At 68.4% G+C, this 16035-nt stretch carries 18 protein-coding genes and 1 pseudogene; 8 read left to right on the forward strand and 11 right to left on the reverse strand.

Going from position 1 to position 16035, the window contains the following annotated elements:
• Positions 1-119 precede the first annotated feature (119 nt).
• Complete coding sequence (locus FXN61_RS36750) at positions 120-1469, reverse strand: pyridoxal phosphate-dependent decarboxylase family protein (protein WP_167978544.1); 1350 nt, start codon at positions 1467-1469, stop codon at positions 120-122.
• 40 nt (positions 1470-1509) lie between these two features.
• Positions 1510-3759: a glycosyl hydrolase family 95 catalytic domain-containing protein gene (locus FXN61_RS36755; RefSeq protein WP_167978545.1), complete on the reverse strand. Its 2250-nt coding sequence runs from the start codon at positions 3757-3759 to the stop codon at positions 1510-1512.
• A gap of 191 nt (positions 3760-3950) precedes the next feature.
• Here FXN61_RS36755 and FXN61_RS36760 point away from each other — a divergent pair, with 191 nt between their 5' ends.
• From FXN61_RS36760 to FXN61_RS51080, 4 genes and pseudogenes are all read left to right on the forward strand, one after another.
• Positions 3951-4637, forward strand: coding sequence for an energy-coupling factor ABC transporter permease (locus FXN61_RS36760; RefSeq protein ID WP_167978546.1), 687 nt, complete (start codon positions 3951-3953; stop codon positions 4635-4637).
• Positions 4634-4915 carry a PDGLE domain-containing protein gene (locus FXN61_RS36765; RefSeq protein ID WP_167978547.1) on the forward strand — a complete coding sequence of 94 codons (282 nt, stop codon included), beginning with the start codon at positions 4634-4636 and terminating at the stop codon, positions 4913-4915. The genes FXN61_RS36760 and FXN61_RS36765 overlap by 4 nt, the downstream gene beginning before the upstream one ends.
• Positions 4915-5553, forward strand: a pseudogene (gene cbiQ, locus FXN61_RS51075) (cobalt ECF transporter T component CbiQ); the annotation flags it as partial. The gene FXN61_RS36765 and the pseudogene cbiQ, both read left to right, overlap by 1 nt.
• Positions 5542-6330 (forward strand): energy-coupling factor ABC transporter ATP-binding protein, encoded by a 789-nt coding sequence (locus FXN61_RS51080; protein WP_167978561.1) that lies wholly within the window; start codon positions 5542-5544, stop codon positions 6328-6330. The pseudogene cbiQ and the gene FXN61_RS51080, both read left to right, overlap by 12 nt.
• Here the strand turns inward: FXN61_RS51080 and FXN61_RS36775 are convergent.
• Positions 6309-6824: a TetR/AcrR family transcriptional regulator gene (locus tag FXN61_RS36775; protein WP_167978548.1), complete on the reverse strand. Its 516-nt coding sequence runs from the start codon at positions 6822-6824 to the stop codon at positions 6309-6311. The two genes, FXN61_RS51080 and FXN61_RS36775, sit on opposite strands and share 22 nt — an antisense overlap.
• A 73-nt stretch (positions 6825-6897) precedes the next feature.
• Between FXN61_RS36775 and FXN61_RS36780 the strand changes: the two genes are divergently transcribed.
• Positions 6898-7314, forward strand: coding sequence for a nuclear transport factor 2 family protein (locus tag FXN61_RS36780; RefSeq protein WP_167978549.1), 417 nt, complete (start codon positions 6898-6900; stop codon positions 7312-7314).
• A 10-nt stretch (positions 7315-7324) separates the two neighbouring features.
• On the opposite strand, the gene FXN61_RS36785 is transcribed toward FXN61_RS36780, so the two are convergent.
• Positions 7325-8068, reverse strand: a complete 744-nt coding sequence (locus tag FXN61_RS36785) for a DUF899 family protein (RefSeq protein ID WP_167978550.1) — start codon at positions 8066-8068, stop codon at positions 7325-7327.
• A 55-nt stretch (positions 8069-8123) separates the two neighbouring features.
• Here FXN61_RS36785 and FXN61_RS36790 point away from each other — a divergent pair, with 55 nt between their 5' ends.
• Both FXN61_RS36790 and FXN61_RS36795 read left to right on the forward strand, forming a co-directional pair.
• On the forward strand, positions 8124-9044 hold the full coding sequence (locus FXN61_RS36790; RefSeq protein ID WP_312878276.1) for a phosphotransferase: 921 nt from the start codon (positions 8124-8126) through the stop codon (positions 9042-9044).
• Between the two features lie 56 nt (positions 9045-9100).
• The gene (locus tag FXN61_RS36795; RefSeq protein WP_167978552.1) at positions 9101-9586 is read left to right on the forward strand and encodes a hypothetical protein; all 486 of its coding nucleotides are present in this window, start codon (positions 9101-9103) and stop codon (positions 9584-9586) included.
• 80 nt (positions 9587-9666) lie between these two features.
• On the opposite strand, the gene FXN61_RS36800 is transcribed toward FXN61_RS36795, so the two are convergent.
• Positions 9667-10398: an RDD family protein gene (locus FXN61_RS36800; protein ID WP_312878277.1), complete on the reverse strand. Its 732-nt coding sequence runs from the start codon at positions 10396-10398 to the stop codon at positions 9667-9669.
• A 19-nt stretch (positions 10399-10417) separates the two neighbouring features.
• Between FXN61_RS36800 and FXN61_RS36805 the strand changes: the two genes are divergently transcribed.
• A complete protein-coding gene (locus FXN61_RS36805; RefSeq protein ID WP_167978554.1) occupies positions 10418-11425 on the forward strand; it encodes a stage II sporulation protein M in 1008 nt (335 codons plus the stop codon).
• On the opposite strand, the gene FXN61_RS36810 is transcribed toward FXN61_RS36805, so the two are convergent.
• The 6 genes from FXN61_RS36810 to FXN61_RS36835 form a co-directional block, all read right to left on the reverse strand.
• Positions 11422-11574: a DUF397 domain-containing protein gene (locus FXN61_RS36810; protein ID WP_167978555.1), complete on the reverse strand. Its 153-nt coding sequence runs from the start codon at positions 11572-11574 to the stop codon at positions 11422-11424. The two genes, FXN61_RS36805 and FXN61_RS36810, sit on opposite strands and share 4 nt — an antisense overlap.
• Before the next feature lie 13 nt (positions 11575-11587).
• A complete protein-coding gene (locus FXN61_RS36815) occupies positions 11588-12418 on the reverse strand; it encodes a DUF5753 domain-containing protein (protein WP_167978556.1) in 831 nt (276 codons plus the stop codon).
• Positions 12419-12507: 89 nt separating this feature from the next.
• Positions 12508-13797, reverse strand: a complete 1290-nt coding sequence (locus FXN61_RS36820; protein WP_167978557.1) for a DUF58 domain-containing protein — start codon at positions 13795-13797, stop codon at positions 12508-12510.
• Position 13798: 1 nt separating this feature from the next.
• A complete protein-coding gene (locus FXN61_RS36825) occupies positions 13799-14761 on the reverse strand; it encodes an AAA family ATPase (protein ID WP_167978558.1) in 963 nt (320 codons plus the stop codon).
• Positions 14758-15789: a DUF4350 domain-containing protein gene (locus FXN61_RS36830; protein ID WP_167978559.1), complete on the reverse strand. Its 1032-nt coding sequence runs from the start codon at positions 15787-15789 to the stop codon at positions 14758-14760. The genes FXN61_RS36825 and FXN61_RS36830 overlap by 4 nt, the downstream gene beginning before the upstream one ends.
• A partial coding sequence (locus FXN61_RS36835) for a DUF4129 domain-containing protein (protein WP_167978560.1) occupies positions 15786-16035 on the reverse strand: 250 nt, incomplete at its 5' end. The genes FXN61_RS36830 and FXN61_RS36835, both read right to left, overlap by 4 nt.

Genomic DNA, 16035 nt, shown 5'->3' on the forward strand with positions numbered 1-16035 from the left:
CCTGCGCGGGGACACGCCGCTGCCGCCGCGCCGTTCCGGGCGGCGCGCCAAGCACGGCTGATCCGGCGCCTGCTGGGCGACTCACCGGGGTGAGTCGCCCATTTCGGCGTTGCTGAGGGTCAGAGCAGGTTGAGGACCCGCGCGTGCAGGGTGTCGAGGTAGTCCTCCGACTCCGGCTTCATCAGCACGCTGCGGAGCACCCTCGCACCGTCCACATCGGCCTCCACCTCGGGATGCCGAGCCGCGAACGCCTCCTTCGACGCCCGTGCCACGCTCAGGAAGATCGGGTCGACGGCCGCGTTCATGCCGGTCTCCATGACCCGGTGCGAGGCGGCGTCCACAGCGGACAGGGTCAACGGGGTCGTCCGGGGGAAGTAGGTGACGATGTCCAGCTCGGGCTCCTGGTAGAGCTCCAGCTCCTCGGACTCCCGGATGATCGACGCCCACCGCACGGCCGCCCGCCGACCGGCCGCCAGCACCTCACCCAGACCGTCGCGGGTCAACGGCAGCAGCCGCAGCGTCAGCCAGAGCCCGGCCGCGGCGGCACCGGCACGGGAGCACTCCAGGCTGATCTCGCCGAGGTGCAGCTCGTCGGACGTGAAGTAGGTGTAGGGGGAGTCGTGGAGGTAGAAGCGGCCCACGGACGGGTCGCGGAACAGCACGGCGCCGCAACCGTAGGGCTGTAGTCCGTGCTTGTGCGGGTCCACCACCACGGAGTCACACGAGGCGATGGCCTCCCAGGGCGCTGCTTCGAGGTCCGTGCCTGCCAGCAACGTGAAGAAGCCGCCGTACGCGCCGTCGACGTGCACCCGTGCGTCATAGCGGCGTGCGATGTCCAGCACGAGATGCACGGGTTCGATGGCGCCCAACGCGGTGGTACCTGGGGTGACCACGACCGTGCCGACCTTGCCGGTCTTCAGAAGCCCTTCGAGCGCGTCCAGGTCCATGCGCCCACGGCCGTCCACGGGAACAGGGAAACCCTCGATGGCGAGCACGCCGCACATGCGTGAGTGCGTGTAGTGCGCCTCGGAGGAGTACGCGACGCCACGACCCGGATGCAGCGAACGGGCGACGAACAACGCCTCCAGGTTGGCGATCGTGCCGCTGGAGGTCAGGTGGCCGAGGTGCTGGTCGCCGTAGCCGAACATGTGCGCCAGCCCGGACACGACCTCTCGCTCCATGGCGGCGGTCGCGGGACCGCCGTCCAGGGCGTGGTTGTTCGGGTTGATCAGCATCGCGGACAGGTAGCCCACGACCGCCGCCGGGTGCGGCGGCTTGAGCATCTGGCCGGCGTAGCGCGGGTGGAAGAACGGGTAGTTGTCGCGCAGGCGGTCCTGGAGCTCGGCCAGCGCCGAACCGAAGACCGCCGGGTCGACCTGGAGCGACGAGTGGGGTGTGTAGGCGCCGTACTCCGCGGTCCACTTCTCGTGGTTGGCCAGCGCCTCGTTGAGCCAGTGCTGAAGGTCCACCGCACACCCCACTCATCCACCGAATGTTCGAATTTGTACGTTACGGTAGTCCCCAACGCGAAGACGAGCCGTTCGGCGTCACGTCGCGTGGTGAGACGTCCGGACGTGTGCCGCGGCGTGCGATCACGGCCGTCTGACCTCGGCGCAACGGGATTTCGATCGCGGAACCGCGCGTCTTGTAGTCCAACCGGCGGCCCCGCCTGTCCCGGACGTCGATCTCGCCCGTGATTCCGTGGTCGAGGACCAGAGGCGCGCCGGCCTCGGAGTGGACCTGGACCCAGTCGGTGCGGCCACCGGAACGGGAAGCGTCCACGAGGAACGCGCCTTGAGTGCGCAACGACGAGATCGACGCGTCAGCCCAAGTGGACGAGACCGACGGGAACACGCGCACGACGTTGTTGTGCGACTGGACCATCATCTCCAGCACGGCCTGGCCGGACATCAGCGGCGACTCGATCGCGAGGTTGCCGCCCTCGCGGTAGAAGGTGTTCTCGGTCAGCACGGCGTTCGAGCCGACCTGCTTGCGGTCCAGGAAGTAACGCAGGAACGACAGGGCGTCCTCCGGGCGGCCCATCGCCGAGTACATCGCGGAGGCGGCACCGTAGCTGTAGCCCGCCCACGCCTCGCGCCGTGACGTCCAGAGATCGACCGTCTTGGTGATCAGGTCGCGGTGTTCCGGCATGTCCCACGTGAGCTCGCGCAGCGGGTAGAACCACAGCAGGTGCGAGAAGTGCCGGTGCGAGTCCTCCAGCGCCTTGTCCCGGCCGATCCGGACGCCACTCGCGTCCTGTGAGTAGGGCGTCAGGCGGTTGTGGACGTCCCGCCAGCGCGGGTTCTCCTCGATCGACAGCAGCGTCTTGACGCCCCAGCGGATCAGTGACAGGTCGTAGGTCGCGTCCACGCTGTTCGCGTACTCAGGTGAGCGCGTCTCCGGCAGGTGCAGCTTGCCGTCGGCTCCTTCGACCAGGAACCGCACGTAGTAGTTCACCGCCTTGGTCAGGATCGGGAACAGCACGTCCTTGAGGATGCGCTCGTCCATCGTGTGCCGGTAGCCCAGCCACACGTTGTGGCAGGCCCACAGAAGATTGCCCGTATGGTCGTTCGGCGCGACGCCGGGAACGCCGCAGTAGCGCGGGCCGGAGCGCAACGTGCGGTCGCCGGGGTGGCAGATCGCGTACGAGTTGCCGTCGCGGTAGGCCGGGTTCACGTTCAGTTCGAGGTGGTGCTCGAACCGCTTCAGCGTCGTGGTCACCGCGTCGAGCTCGTGGTGGTTGGAGCCGTTGATCAGCGGGTATGAGATCTGGACGTTGAGGTTCCACCACACGGCCGTCCAGCTGTTGCCCTGCTCGGGGAACCACGGGCCCCACTCGGTGATGACGGGCGCGTCGGCCCTCGTCGCCGCGGCCATCTTGTAGAGCTGCGCCCAGTAGAAGCGCTGCACCAGCTTGTCCGGCACGGACACCAGCGACTTCGCGAAGTAGGCGTTCCACCAGCGACGGTGCTGCAAGGTCAGCACCTCGAACGGGATCGCCAGCGCCTGACGCACCTCGTGGATCGCGTCGGACGTGTGCGTGTTCGCCGGGTGTGTGTACGCCACGTGGGCCGCAAAACGGCCGTTGCGGGTCTGCCAGGCCGTTGTGTAGCCACCGCCCGCGTGCAGCGGCTGTGCGGCGTAGGAGACGCCGTTGGCCGTGCCCAGGGTCGGGTCGGGGTTGGCCGTGTAGTCGGCCGGTCGGCGGATCTGACGGGTCGTCGACGACTGCAGCGGCTGGAAACCCCAGGTCACCTCGCCCTTGACGGAGGCGAGGAACGTGCTGCGCGCGTTGTGCACGAGCATCGTGAACGTCGCGCTGCCCTGCGTGGTGGTCACCGAGCCCGTGAGCTCGGCGTTCCACAGGTCCAGCGTCCAGTCAACGGCGGTGATCGCGCCGGCGAACTGCAGCGTCAGGTGGCCGATCGGCAGCCGGGAGAGGCCGATGGCGGCCTCCCAGTGTTCGCGCTGGTCCTGCACCTCGGAGTGGCTGAGCATGAGCTTCAGCTCGTTCGGCGTGCGCCCGGCGTAGACCTGGACGCCCAGGAAGCCGTTGGCGAGGAACGGGCTGTCGCCCCAGTTCTTCGGCAGCTGCTTCCACTCCATGCGGGCATCGCGGACCACGTCGCGATGCACGGTCGAGTGTCCCTGGTGACCCGATGTCTCTGGTGACGCGACCGCGGTGCCCGCACCTAGCGCAGAGGCCCCCACGGCCGCGCCTGTCCCGTACAGAAAGGTTCTACGCGACAGCTCTGTCACTGTTCGTCCCTCCGTGCCGTGGCGGCGGCGGGAGGGATCTTACGCAGAATTCATCGGATGACTAGGGACTGGTGAACCCGCCCGGCCTGTGCTGCGAACTCTGGGGTGTGACCATTGACGCCTTCTCACCCCAAAATTGTTGTTGCACACTGCTGGCCATAGCCGCCGCCTGGCAATTAGCGTGACCAGTCATGTCACCTGTTGCCATGCACATGAGCGACGGTCTGCTGAACGCGCCGACCTCGATCGCGTTCCTGGCCGTCGCGGCGGTGGGCGTCGGTTTCGCGCTGGTCAAGGCGCGCGCGGACCTCGACGACCGCACAGCTCCGATGGCGGGCCTGGTGGCCACGTTCATCTTCGCCGTCCAGATGATCAACTTCCCGATCCTGCCCGGTGCCTCTGGGCACCTGCTCGGCGGCGCCCTCGCGGCGATCCTGGTCGGCCCGTACGTCGGTGCGCTGTGCGTGACGATCGTGCTGGTGGTGCAGGCGTTGCTGTTCGCTGACGGCGGGCTCACCGCCATCGGCGCCAACGTCACCAACATGGCCCTGATCGGCACGGCGACCGGCTTCCTCGTCGCCGTCGCCCTGCGCAAGCTCGCCGAGCGGGGCAAGGGCGGGCTGGCCACCGTCGCGTTCATCTCCGCGTTCGTCAACACCGTGGTCGCCGCGACCGGTTTCATCGTCGAGTACGCGATCGGCGGTGCCGGTGGTGTGGAGATCGGCAAGGTCGCGTTGCTGATGTGGGGCCTGCACGCGTTGATCGGTATCGGCGAAGGCCTGATCACTGCCGTCACCGTCACGTCGGTCGCCTCGATCCGGCCTGATCTCGTCTACCTGCTGAAGGGCAACCGCAAGCCGCTGGAGGTTCGGTCGTGAAGAAGTTCTTCATCGGGTTCGCGGTGGTCTCCCTGCTGATCGCGGGCGTCCTGTCGTACTTCGCGTCCGGTGACCCCGACGGCCTCGACAAGACGGTCGAGGACACCGGCATCGCCGAGCACGCGCGCGAACATCCGTTCGCCGGCAGCACGTTCGCCGACTACGCGCTCGGCGGCGACGGCAAGTTCACCGGTCTCGCGGGTGTTCTCGGCGTGCTGGTGGTTCTGGCCTTGTCGTTCAGTCTGTTCTGGTTCCTGCGCAAGCGTTCTGACGTCTGATGGGTGGCAGCCACGACGTCCTGCACCACGCAGGCGACTCGCCGGTGCACCGCCTCGCACCGCACGTGAAGATCGTCGTCGCGTTCAGTGCGGTGCTGGGCGTCGTGGCGACCCCGCGCACGTTGTTTCCGCTCTTCGGCCTCTACCTGTTGCTGATCGTCGCGGTGTGGACGGTCGCTCGGGTTCCCGTGCAGTGGTTCGTGAAGCGCGCGGTGATCGAGGTGCCGTTCGTGGTGCTCGCGTTCCTGCTCCCGATCTTCGGCACGGACCCGCGCACCGACTTCCTCGGCCTCTCGGTGTCCGTCGAAGGTTCTTTGGCCGGCTGGAACATCCTGGCCAAGGGCACTCTGGGTGTGCTGATCAGCCTGACGCTGGCCGCCACGACGGCGCCCGGTGATCTGCTGAAGGGCTTGCAGTCGTTGAAGGTGCCGGCCCCGTTGATCATGATCGCCACGCTCATGCTCCGCTACGGCGAAGTCGTCGTGGGCGAGGCGAAACGCATGCGCGTCGCCCGCATTTCGCGCGGCGACGACCCCCGTTTCCTGTGGCAGGCGGGCGCGATGGCCCGCTCGGTCGGCACACTGTTCATCCGGTCCTACGAACGCGGAGAGAGGGTGCACCTCGCGATGGTGTCGCGCGGCTGGACGGGCAGCCCTGCAGGCTCGGCGGTGATCGTTCCGGAGACCCCGGCCGCTGCGGCCCTGGAGGTCTCCAAGCTCGCTTTCGCTTATCCGGACGGGCATCAGGCGTTGTTCGGCATCGACCTTCGCGTCGAGCGGGGTGAACGGGTCGCGGTGCTCGGCCCGAACGGCGCAGGCAAGACCACCTTCGCGTTGCACCTCAACGGAGTCCACTCCGGCGGCTCCGGCACGGTGTCGATCGCCGGGCTCGAGGTCGCCAGGAAGAACTTGCGCGAGATCCGGCGCCGCGTCGGCCTCGTCTTCCAAGATCCGGACGACCAGCTGTTCTGCCCGACGGTCGCCGAGGACGTGGCGTTCGGGCCGCGGAACTTCGGCATGTCCGATGTGGACGGTCGCGTCCTGAAGGCGTTGCGGTCCGTCGGCATGGAGTCGGTGGCCGATCGCTCACCGCTGCACCTTTCCGGCGGGCAGCGGCGCCGGGTCGCTTTGGCCTCCGTGCTCGCCTGCGACCCGGAGATCCTCGTCCTGGACGAACCGTCCGCGAACCTGGAACCCGTTGCCCGTCGCGAACTTGCCGAGCTCCTTCTGACGTTGGACCGCACGATGCTGATGGTCACGCACGACCTGCCGTTCGCGCTGCAGATCTGCCCCCGCAGCGTGCTGATCGACGACGGCGTGGTCGTCGCCGACGGCCCGACACGCGAGATCCTCGCCGACACCGCCCTGCTCGCCCGCCACCGCCTCGAACTGCCCTACGGCTTCCGGCTCGACTGAAGCCCGCTGAGCACGATCTCCAGCAACACAGCGGGGTTGGCGCCCTCGTGCATGCTCTGCAGCATCCCTTTCATCAACGCGACCAGGTCCTTGGTCGTGATGTCGGTTCTGACGGTTCCGGCCTGTTGGGCGCGTTGCAACAGGCCGCCGAGCGCGGTGTGCAGGCGGTCTCGCAGCTCTGACGGCACCGTGATCGCGTCGGACATGTCGCGCTTCGCCGCCGCCTCGTCCGCCATCCGGCTGAGGAACGCGAACAACGCCCGTCCGGGATCTTCGGCGGGTTCATCGGCCGACGCGATCATGGTGGCGACGCGTGCTTCCGTGACGGCCTGGAACAGCGCCTGCTTCGTGGGGAAGTGGCGGTAGACCGTGCCGGGCCCGACGCCGGCACGTGCCGCGATCTCGTCCAACGGCACGTCAAAGCCTTGCTCCGCGAACAGTTCCCGCGCCGCTACCAGCACCTTCTCGCGATTCCGCGCGGCATCGGCCCTCATCGTTGCCAACCGGGGCGTGCGTTCCGTATCGTCATAACCGGGGTCACCGTTCCGATTCTAGAGAGGGCACGACATGACACGCACACCGGCGGAGATCGTGGAGCACGTCCGCAGGCAGGTGGCGGGGGAGCAGAGCCACGACTCCTTCGCGGACCTGTTCACCGAGGACGGGGTGATGGCGTACCGGTTCCCGGCACCGTTCCAGCAGGAGGAGATCAAGGGACGCGAGGAGATCCGCGCCTACTTCGACAAGATGAGGGGAGCGCGGGTCCGGGAGAAGATCGAGGTTCAGCAGGTCGCCGCGATCACCAGGCTCACCGACGACCCGAACGTCGTCGTCTCGGAGATCACGCACCGCGGCTGGTCGAAGGTGAAGCAGGACTACTACACGTTCACCGCCATCGCGATCATCCACCTGCGCGACGGCGAGATCGTTCGCTACGACGACTACATGAACCCGCTGCTCTTGCAGGAACTGCTGGGAGCCTGACCGGCACAGATCAGTGGAAGTCGGCGTGCCGGCCGAGCGTCTCCACGGGGGTCGCGCCAGGGCGGCTCCACTGCGGTACGGGTCGGCTGGTCTCGCCCCAGGTGGCGTTCCCGTCCGCGTCCGTGCGCCAGTACCAGCACGGGACGTCGCCCTCGGGCCATCCTTCCGGCTTGTCCTCCCACGCCTCGCCGCGGCCGTACGGCGTCATGTCGAGCACGCCCATGGACCCGTTGAGCCGCTCGGTGCCACGGCCGGTGGTCGTGTAGGTGATGAACACGCGGTCGCCGTCGCGCAGCAAGCTGGTGAGGTGTCCCGGGCCCACGGGCGCGTCCGTGTCCCGCACCGAGTACCAGGGCTGGGTGTAGCCCATGAACTCGACGTAGGCGGCGACCTCGTCCCAGGCGCCCGTGGTCAGGACGGCGAACGCGACGCCGCGAACGTTGAGGTAGAGGGCGTCCTTCAGGTGCCAGACCGTGGTGGTGCAGCCCTCGCACTGCCCCTGCGGCGGCGCGCCGTCGTACCACATGTGCTGGTAGACCACGAGCTCGTCGCGGCCCTGGAACAGGTCGAGGAACGGCACGGGGCCGTCGGGTCCGGTCACCTCGACCTTCCCGTCGTACTCCACCATGGGCAGCCGGCGGCGGGCGGCGGCGATCGCGTCGCCCTCGCGGGTGTGGGCTTTCTCGCGGACCAGGAGCTCGTCGCGGGCCTTCTGCCAGGTGGCCATATCGACGATGGGCGGGCGGGTCGTCATGAGTCTCTCCGTTCCTGTCTCCTCGCACAGACGTCCGTCTGGCACAGTCGTCACCGTGGTGGACGATCTGCCGGACTGGCTGCCGAGCTGGTGCGTGGACCAGCTGGGGGACGAGCCGGTCGACGTGCTGTTCGAGGCGAGGTCGATCTCGGCGGTGTTCGGGCTGCGGCTGGCCGATGGGCGGGACGTCGTGGTGAAGGCCCGCGAGGACGACGGCCGTGCCGCGTCGTGTGTCGCCGCGCAGGCCCAGCTGGCGGAGCGGGGGTTCCCGTGCGCCCGGCCGCTCACACCTGTCACCGGTGTCGGCGCACTCGCCGTGCACGCCGAGGAGTCCCTGCCCGGCGGTTCGATGCTGCCCGGCTCCTCGCCTGACGTCGCACGGCGCTATGCGGCGGTGTTCGCCCGGCTGATGGCTTTGCTGGTTGATGTGTCGGTTGCGCCGCCGTTGCCTTCTCCGCGCTGGGCCCGGTGGGACCATACGGATCCCGGGCTGTGGCCGGCGATCGACTTCCTCGACTCTCGCGACCAGAGCGTGGTGCCGTCGTTCGTCGTCTCCATGGCCGAACGGGTGCGCAAGCGGTTGCTGGCCACTGATTTGCCGTGCGTGCTGGGGCACGCCGACTTCGAGGCGCAGAACCTGCGCTGGCAGGACGGCGAGGTTCTCGCCGTGCACGACTGGGACAGCCTGGCGCGGCAACCGGAGGCGGCACTGGTGGGCGCGGCTTCTGGGGCGTTCGCCAACGTTCCGCCGCCGTCCCTGGTCCCGGTCGAGAGTTCGGCCGCGTTCCTGGAGGTGTATCAGGAGCAACGTGGGCGTGAGTTCACGGCTGAGGAGCTGGAGATCGCATGGGCGGCGAGTCTGTGGACCGCGGTGCACAACGCCCGCTGGGAGGCTCTGCACGGCGATGCCCCGGTGTCTCTCGAAGCCGTCCGTGACCAGGCGGACGAACGCCTCCGTCTGGCGAACGCAACCTGACGGGCCGACGGGCGTCCTGAGTGGTTGAGACCATTACCGAACTCTGGGGGAGTTCCATGATCAAAACGTTGCTGTCCGCCACTGTCGCCGGGCTGGTCGCCTTTTCGGGCGCATCGACCGCGAGCGCCGCCGAGGGAGAAACGGCGCCGATCGACATCCGGATGACGCTGCACGAGTCGAGCATGATCCACGAGTACCCGGGGGAAGACGGACCGCTCTGGAGCGGCAGGGGGATGTTCGACTTCTCGGTGCTGCTCACCGACGTCGGCGAGGGGAACGAGCAGGGCGTCACCGTGTTCCTCTCCGTGCCGGACACGCTCGACGTCCGCTCGTGGGGCGACGGCTGGTCGTGTGAAGACACCGAGGGCGGCATCGACTGCTACCACCCCGACCTCGTCGTACCGGGTGAAGCGTGGCCGGAACTGCACTTCCGGGGATTCCCGAGCAACCACGTGCAGGACACGATCGACGTTTACGCCACCACGGGCGACTACGCGCCGGCGCACGAAGGCGTGCACTACTTCAACGACACCAGCACCTGACCGCCGAGAACCCGCCCGCCGGCAAAATCAAAGCAGGGTCCCTCTGGGGCCCTGCTTTTGTCATGCCCGAGAACCACGGGCTAGTCGGCCGCCCGACGCCTGCGTTCGGCCAGTACCGCGGCCAGGTAAGGATGAGGGTGCGTGTACTCGACGCGCGGCGAGCGGATAGCGGCACCGACGTCGTCCGACAGTCGTGCACCCAGCTCCCACCGCGTCTTCTCGCTCAGCTCGTGGTACCGGCTGAGGTACTGCCGCGACGCGAGCACCAGTTCGTCGGACAGCTGCGACAGGTCCAGGCCGCGCGCCCACTCCGCCAGCTGCGGCGGCATCTCGGCGAGCTCGACCTGCTGCTTCGGCACGCGCGTGTGGATCACCACCGTGCCCGCCAGGTAGTCGCCGACACGTTTGCCCTGCGGCGAGAACAGCGACACGAACAACGCCACCGCGCCGCCCAGGCCCAGCGCCCAAAAGTCCACGAAGAACCCGCCCAGCGCGCGCACCAGTGCGTGCCGGAACCTGATCGCGCCGCCGTCGTCGCGCACGACCCGCAGGCCCATGACGAGCTTGCCGAGCGAACGGCCCCGCGACAGCGACTCGACGGCTGTCGGGTAGCCGATCAGCACGAGCACGGTCAACGACAGCGCCAGGGCCGACTGCAGCGCGCCGTCGAACCCGATCGGCAGGATCAGGTACATGAGCACCAGCAGCCCGAACTGCACGGCGACGTCGAACGCGTAGGCCACCGCCCTGCTCGCGAGCTGAGCGACGCGCAGGTCCAGAACTACGGCTTCACCGGTGACGAGGTCCCCCACGCGGATAGTGTGACTCATCGTGGATCTGGACGTGTTCATCGATCGCCACTGCGCGTCGTGGCAGCGGCTCGAGCAGCTGGTCAAGCGCTCAGGAAAGCTCACGGGCCCCGAGGCGGACGAGCTGATCGAGCTCTACCAGCGCGTGACGACGCACCTGTCGATCGTGCGCAGCCAGACCCCGGACCCGGCGACCGTCGAACGGCTCTCGTCCCTGGTCGCGCAGGCCCGCTCGGCGCTGACCGGCACGCACACCCCGGCATGGCGCGTGGTCACCCGCTTCTTCACCCACCGCCTGCCCGCCGCGATCTACCTCGGCTGGCGCTGGTGGGTACCGGCGGGCCTGGCGTTCTACCTGGTCACCGGCCTCATCGCCGCGTGGATCGCCTCGAACCCCGACGTGCAGGCGACCATCGCCGCCCCGGATGAGCTCCGCGAGATGACCAAAGCCGGCGGCAGCTACGAGGCCTACTACTCCAGCGACCCGGCCGGTTCCTTCGCGGCGAAGGTGTGGACCAACAACGCCTGGATCTCCGCCGCCTGCCTGCTGCTCGGCGTGTTGTTCGCGATCCCGCCGATCTACCTGCTCTTCACCAACGCGGTGAACGTCGCCGTCGGCATCGGCCTGATGTTCGGCGCCGGACGTGGCGGGTTGTTCCTCGGCCTGCTCGCGCCGCACGGGTTGCTGGAGCTGACGGCGGTGTTCGTCGCGGCGGGCATCGGCATGCGGCTGGGGTGGCAGGTGATCGACCCCGGCAAGCGCACCCGTGGCGCTGCGTTGGCGGCCGAGGGGCGGTCGGTGGTGGCCGTGGCGCTCGGGCTCGTTGTGGTGCTGCTGGTCTCCGGTGTGCTGGAAGGGTTTGTGACGCCGTCCGGATGGCCCACGTGGGCACGCGTCGGCATCGGGGTCGTCGCCGAGGTGCTGTTCCTGCTGTACGTGTTCGTGGTCGGGCGGCGGGCGGCTGCGGAGGGGGAGACGGGCGACGTGGACGCCGACGAACGTGAGGACGTCGCGCCCGTCGCCGTTTAGGACTTCACACGGCGCAGGAACGCCGACCACGCGTCGGCGGACACGGGCAGGTGGGCGGCTGGCGCCTTGCTGTCCCGGATGCCGATCCCACGACCGACCTCAACGCAGTCGTTGACGGGACTGCGGCTGCTCTTGCGCCAGACCGACATACGGAACATCTCCTCAGATCAGGATGCTGGTGATCAGCTCCTCCGATTGTTCCGCATTCAACGCTTGCTGGTCGAGCAACTTCAGTGCCTTGGTGTAGGCGGTGAGTGACGTCTTGTCTTCGAGGAAGAGGACGGAGGTGTGGCTCTCGATGAAGACGACCGGCTCGAACTTCTCGTACTGGAGCTGCATGAACGAGCCCGTGAGGCCTGCGTGCGCGCCGATGGCGACGGGCACGACGCGGATCGTGATGTAGGAGCGCTGCGCCATCGCAAGGAGGTGGAGAAGTTGATCTTTCATCACGTCCGTACTCCCGACCGGTAGCCGCAGAGCCTGTTCGTGGATGAAGAACACGAACTCGCGACTCCAGTGGAAGAGTTCGCGCCGCGCGAGTCTCGCTGCGATGACCTCCTCGTAGTTGACCGACTGGTCACGAACCCCTGCCTCCACAACGGCTCGCATGTAGTCAGCTGTCTGGAGCCTCCCGGGGATGAGGTTCATCGACCAGACAGTGATGGCGTTGGCGAGGCGTTCCTGGTCGATCAGGCTGCGCACCTGGTCGGGCAGCCCGTTCTCGGGGATCTTCAAGTACCCGGTCTCACGCGTCTCGCGGAACAGCGCGAGCAGGTGGCGGACCTCGGCGGGCGGAACGCGGCAGAAGGCGAGCAGCTGCAGCACGTCGGCCTCACTGACACCGCCCTTGCCCCGGATCAGGTCGGACAGTTTGGACTCGTCCCAGTCCAGCATTTCGGCGATCTTGCGGTGGGTCATCTGGGTCTGCTTGATGGCGTCGCGGACGCCGTTGCCGAACTCCCGGCCCACCACGCTGGAGTTTCGTCGTGGCATGGCAAGAAACTAGGAGCAGCAAGGCCTTCCGCTCCATCGTTTCCGCCCGAATAGCCCCGAAGGAAGTACTTTTTGGAGCCGGTACAAGTTCAGAGTTTGCCTGCGGCCTTCAACGACAGGTAGCGGTCCGCGAGAGCGCGTGGCAGATCATCCGGCAGTGCGTCGACAACGTCAACACCGTGCCGTGCAAGCAAAGCGGTCAAATGGCGTCGTTCGGCCAGAACACGTTCCGCAGCAGCAGCGGCGTAGACCGACTCCAGGTCACCCCGCCCGGCCGCCATCGCGTGCACGGCAGGATCGGACACCGAAGCGATCAGCAACCGGTGCCGTGAAGCCAAAGCCGGCAGCAACGGCAGCAACCCGTGTTCGATCGACGGTTCCAACGACGTCAGCAGCACGACCAGAGAACGGCGACCGGCTCGGCGCAGCACCTCGACGACCACGCCACGGGCGTCGAACTCCACCAGTTCGGCTTCCAACGGGGCCATGGCCTGCACCAGAACAGGCAACGTGGCGCGCGGTACCGAGGCGCGCACCTTGTGGCTGAAAGCCAGGAAGTCGACCTGGTCGCGGGCGTGCGATGCCAAGGCGGACAACAACAACGCGGCGTCCATCGACGTGTCCAGGCGCGGCAGGCCACCCAGCGCGCCATGCACCCTGCCCGCCGAGGTGCGGGCGGTGTCGAGCACGATCGTCACCTGGCGGTCGCGTTCTGGGCGCCAGGTGCGCACCACGACGTCCGACGAGCGGGCCGAGGCGCGCCAGTCGATGGAGCGGACGTCGTCGCCGATGACGTAGGCGCGCAACGAGTCGAACTCCGTGCCGGCGCCGCGGATCAGCGAGGCGCGGCGGCCGTCCAGTTCGCGCAGGCGCTCCAGCAGCGGGGGCAGGTGGCGGCGGCTGTGGAACGGCGGCAGCGCGCGCACGGTCCATGGTACGACGTGCGAGCCCTGTCGTGCGGCAATGCCCAACGGCCCGAGAGAACGCACGGTCACGCGGTCCGAAACGCGATCACCGCGGCGCACCGGACGCAACTCAAAAGAAACCGTGCGCGAGCCACCGGCAGGCACCTCAACAGGCACCCGGTCAGAGACCACACCGGCAGAAGGCGCCCATGCGTCACGAAGAACGCCACGCAACCGACGTCCGGGGTTGTGCACGGTCAGCTCGACAACACACACCTCGCCCGTGCGCACTGAGGTGGCCCCTGCGCGCGTGAACGTCAATCGCCGGACACCGGCGGCCAACAACAAGTCGAGGACAACGCACGCCAGCAACACCGCGAGCACAAGAAGAATCCCTTGCCACGAAGGCAAGAGCAGTCCGACGACGAGTACCCCGATGAGCGCGAGCAGGCCCGCGCGGCCCGTGAGTGCCACGTCAGCGCGGCACCTGGACCGCGCCGAGCACGCCGTCCAGCACGCCGTCCGCCGTCACGCCCTCCAGCTCGGCCTCCGGGCGCAGCTCCAGGCGGTGCCGCAGAGCGGGGCGGGCGAGGGCCTTCACGTCGTCCGGCGTCACGTAGTCACGGCCGGACAGCCACGCCCACGCGCGCGCGACAGCCAGCAAAGCCGTTGCGCCACGCGGGGAAACGCCCAGACGAACGGCCGGAGACTGACGGGTCGCGCGGCAGACGTCGACGACGTACGCGATCACCTCGGGCGCCACGGTCAGAGAGCGCACAGCAGCCGCACCAGCGTCCAAATGCGCCGCACCGGCCACCGGAGAAAGCCCGGAAAGGTCGCGCGGATCGAAGCCGGAAGCGTGCCGGGTGAGCACGTCGATCTCGTGCTCGCGTGCGGGAATCGGCATGGTCACCTTCAACAGGAACCGGTCCAGCTGGGCTTCCGGCAACGGGTAGGTGCCCTCGTACTCCACCGGGTTCTGGGTCGCCACGACGATGAACGGCGACGGCAGCGGCCGCGTCTTGCCGTCCGCGGACACCTGCCGTTCCTCCATCGCCTCCAGCAGCGCGGACTGCGTCTTCGGCGGCGTCCGGTTGATCTCGTCGGCGAGCAGCAGGTGGGTGAAGACTGGGCCCTCGCGGAACGAGAACGCCGCGTTGTGCGAGTCGTAGACCAGCGAGCCGGTCAGGTCGCCGGGCATCAGGTCCGGCGTGAACTGCACGCGCGTGGTCGACAGGTCCAAAGCTCGGGCCATCGCGCGCACCAGCAGCGTCTTCGCGACGCCCGGCACGCCCTCCAACAGCACGTGTCCCTTGCACAGCAACGCGAGGATCAGCGACGTCACGGCGGCGTCGTTGCCCACCACGGCCTTGCCGATCTCCGCGCGCAACGCCACCAGCGCCGTGCGGGCTTCCTCGGTGGTGACCACTGCCGTCATGCCTTGCGCACCTCGTTCTCCACAGCGTCCAGCTCGTCAGCCAGCGCGACCAGCCCCCGGTCGTCCACCGGCTCCTCGGAATAAAGCAAAGCCCGCACATCCCCAACGGACCGCGAAGTCCTGCGGGCGATCTCGAACGACGGATCCTCGCCCGGCGGCAGCCCCAGCAGGGGTGTCAGCCGGTCGCGGGTCGCCTGCCGCAGCACAGAAGCCGCGTGCGCAGACGCGTGCGAACGGCGATACAGGCGTGCCCGGCCCTCCACGGTCTCGGCGGCGCGCACGATCACCGGCAGCGGTTCCGGTACCACTCGGCCCAGCCGTCGGGCCCGCCACAGGGCGATCACGACGGCCGCGATGCCGAGCTGCACCGCGCCGAACTTCCAGCCGTCGGGGATCAGGTCCGTCAGCGACTTCTGCTGGGACCGGTCCGCGGCCGACGGCAGGTACCAGACCAGCCGTTCGTGCTGGCCCAGCAACGACAGCGCGAGCGCCGCGTTGCCCTCTTCGTCCAGGGAACGGTTCGTGAAGATCCCGCCGTGCCCGATCATCGTCACCGTGCCGGTGCGCACCAGCGTCGAGTCGTAGCAACGCTGTTCGCCCTCGTACACGAAGCCACCGGCGGTCGCCGCACCCGCCTTCGAGGCCAGCGGGCAGCCCGGCTGGCGGGTCTCGACCTCCGCCTTGGCCGTCGCACCGGCGGGAGCCAGGAGCACCGTCGCGGCAGCCCGGCGGCTCAGGTCGGAAAGCCGCGCAGGGTCGATCAGGTTCGGTTGCGCCACGAACAGCGTCGCACCGTCCACAGCGGACGGGTTGTCGGTGAGCTCGACGCGCACACCGTTCTGCTCCAGCAACCGGGCGACCGCGTGGCTGCCTTCCGGGCGGAACGAGCGCGGGTCGAGCGAACCGCCCTCGCCGCTGCCGCGCAGCAACGTGATCACGACGGCCGTGAACAGGATGATCACGCCGATCAGCAGGGGACCGCGCGCGGCCGTCCAGATCCGCCCGGCGTCGGGGGAGACAGCCGTCATCCGCGCACCCTGCCGTCCACGGACACCAGTTGCTGGTATCCCTCCACGGTCGCGGGCCTGCCGCCGTACCAGACGTCGTCGAACTGCACAGCCGCGCCGCGCAGGTCGTCCGCCAGCGCAGGAAGTGCTTTGCCCGCCTCGAAAGCCACCTCGTCGACGGTGCGGCCGGCCCGTGCGTCGAGCACGCCGCGTTGCTCCAGCTCCCGCACCACCGCGCGGAAGCGTTCGCGCACGGCCTCGGCCAGG

This window comes from Lentzea indica (assembly GCF_012184385.1).
GTDB classification, from domain to species: domain Bacteria; phylum Actinomycetota; class Actinomycetes; order Mycobacteriales; family Pseudonocardiaceae; genus Lentzea; species Lentzea indica.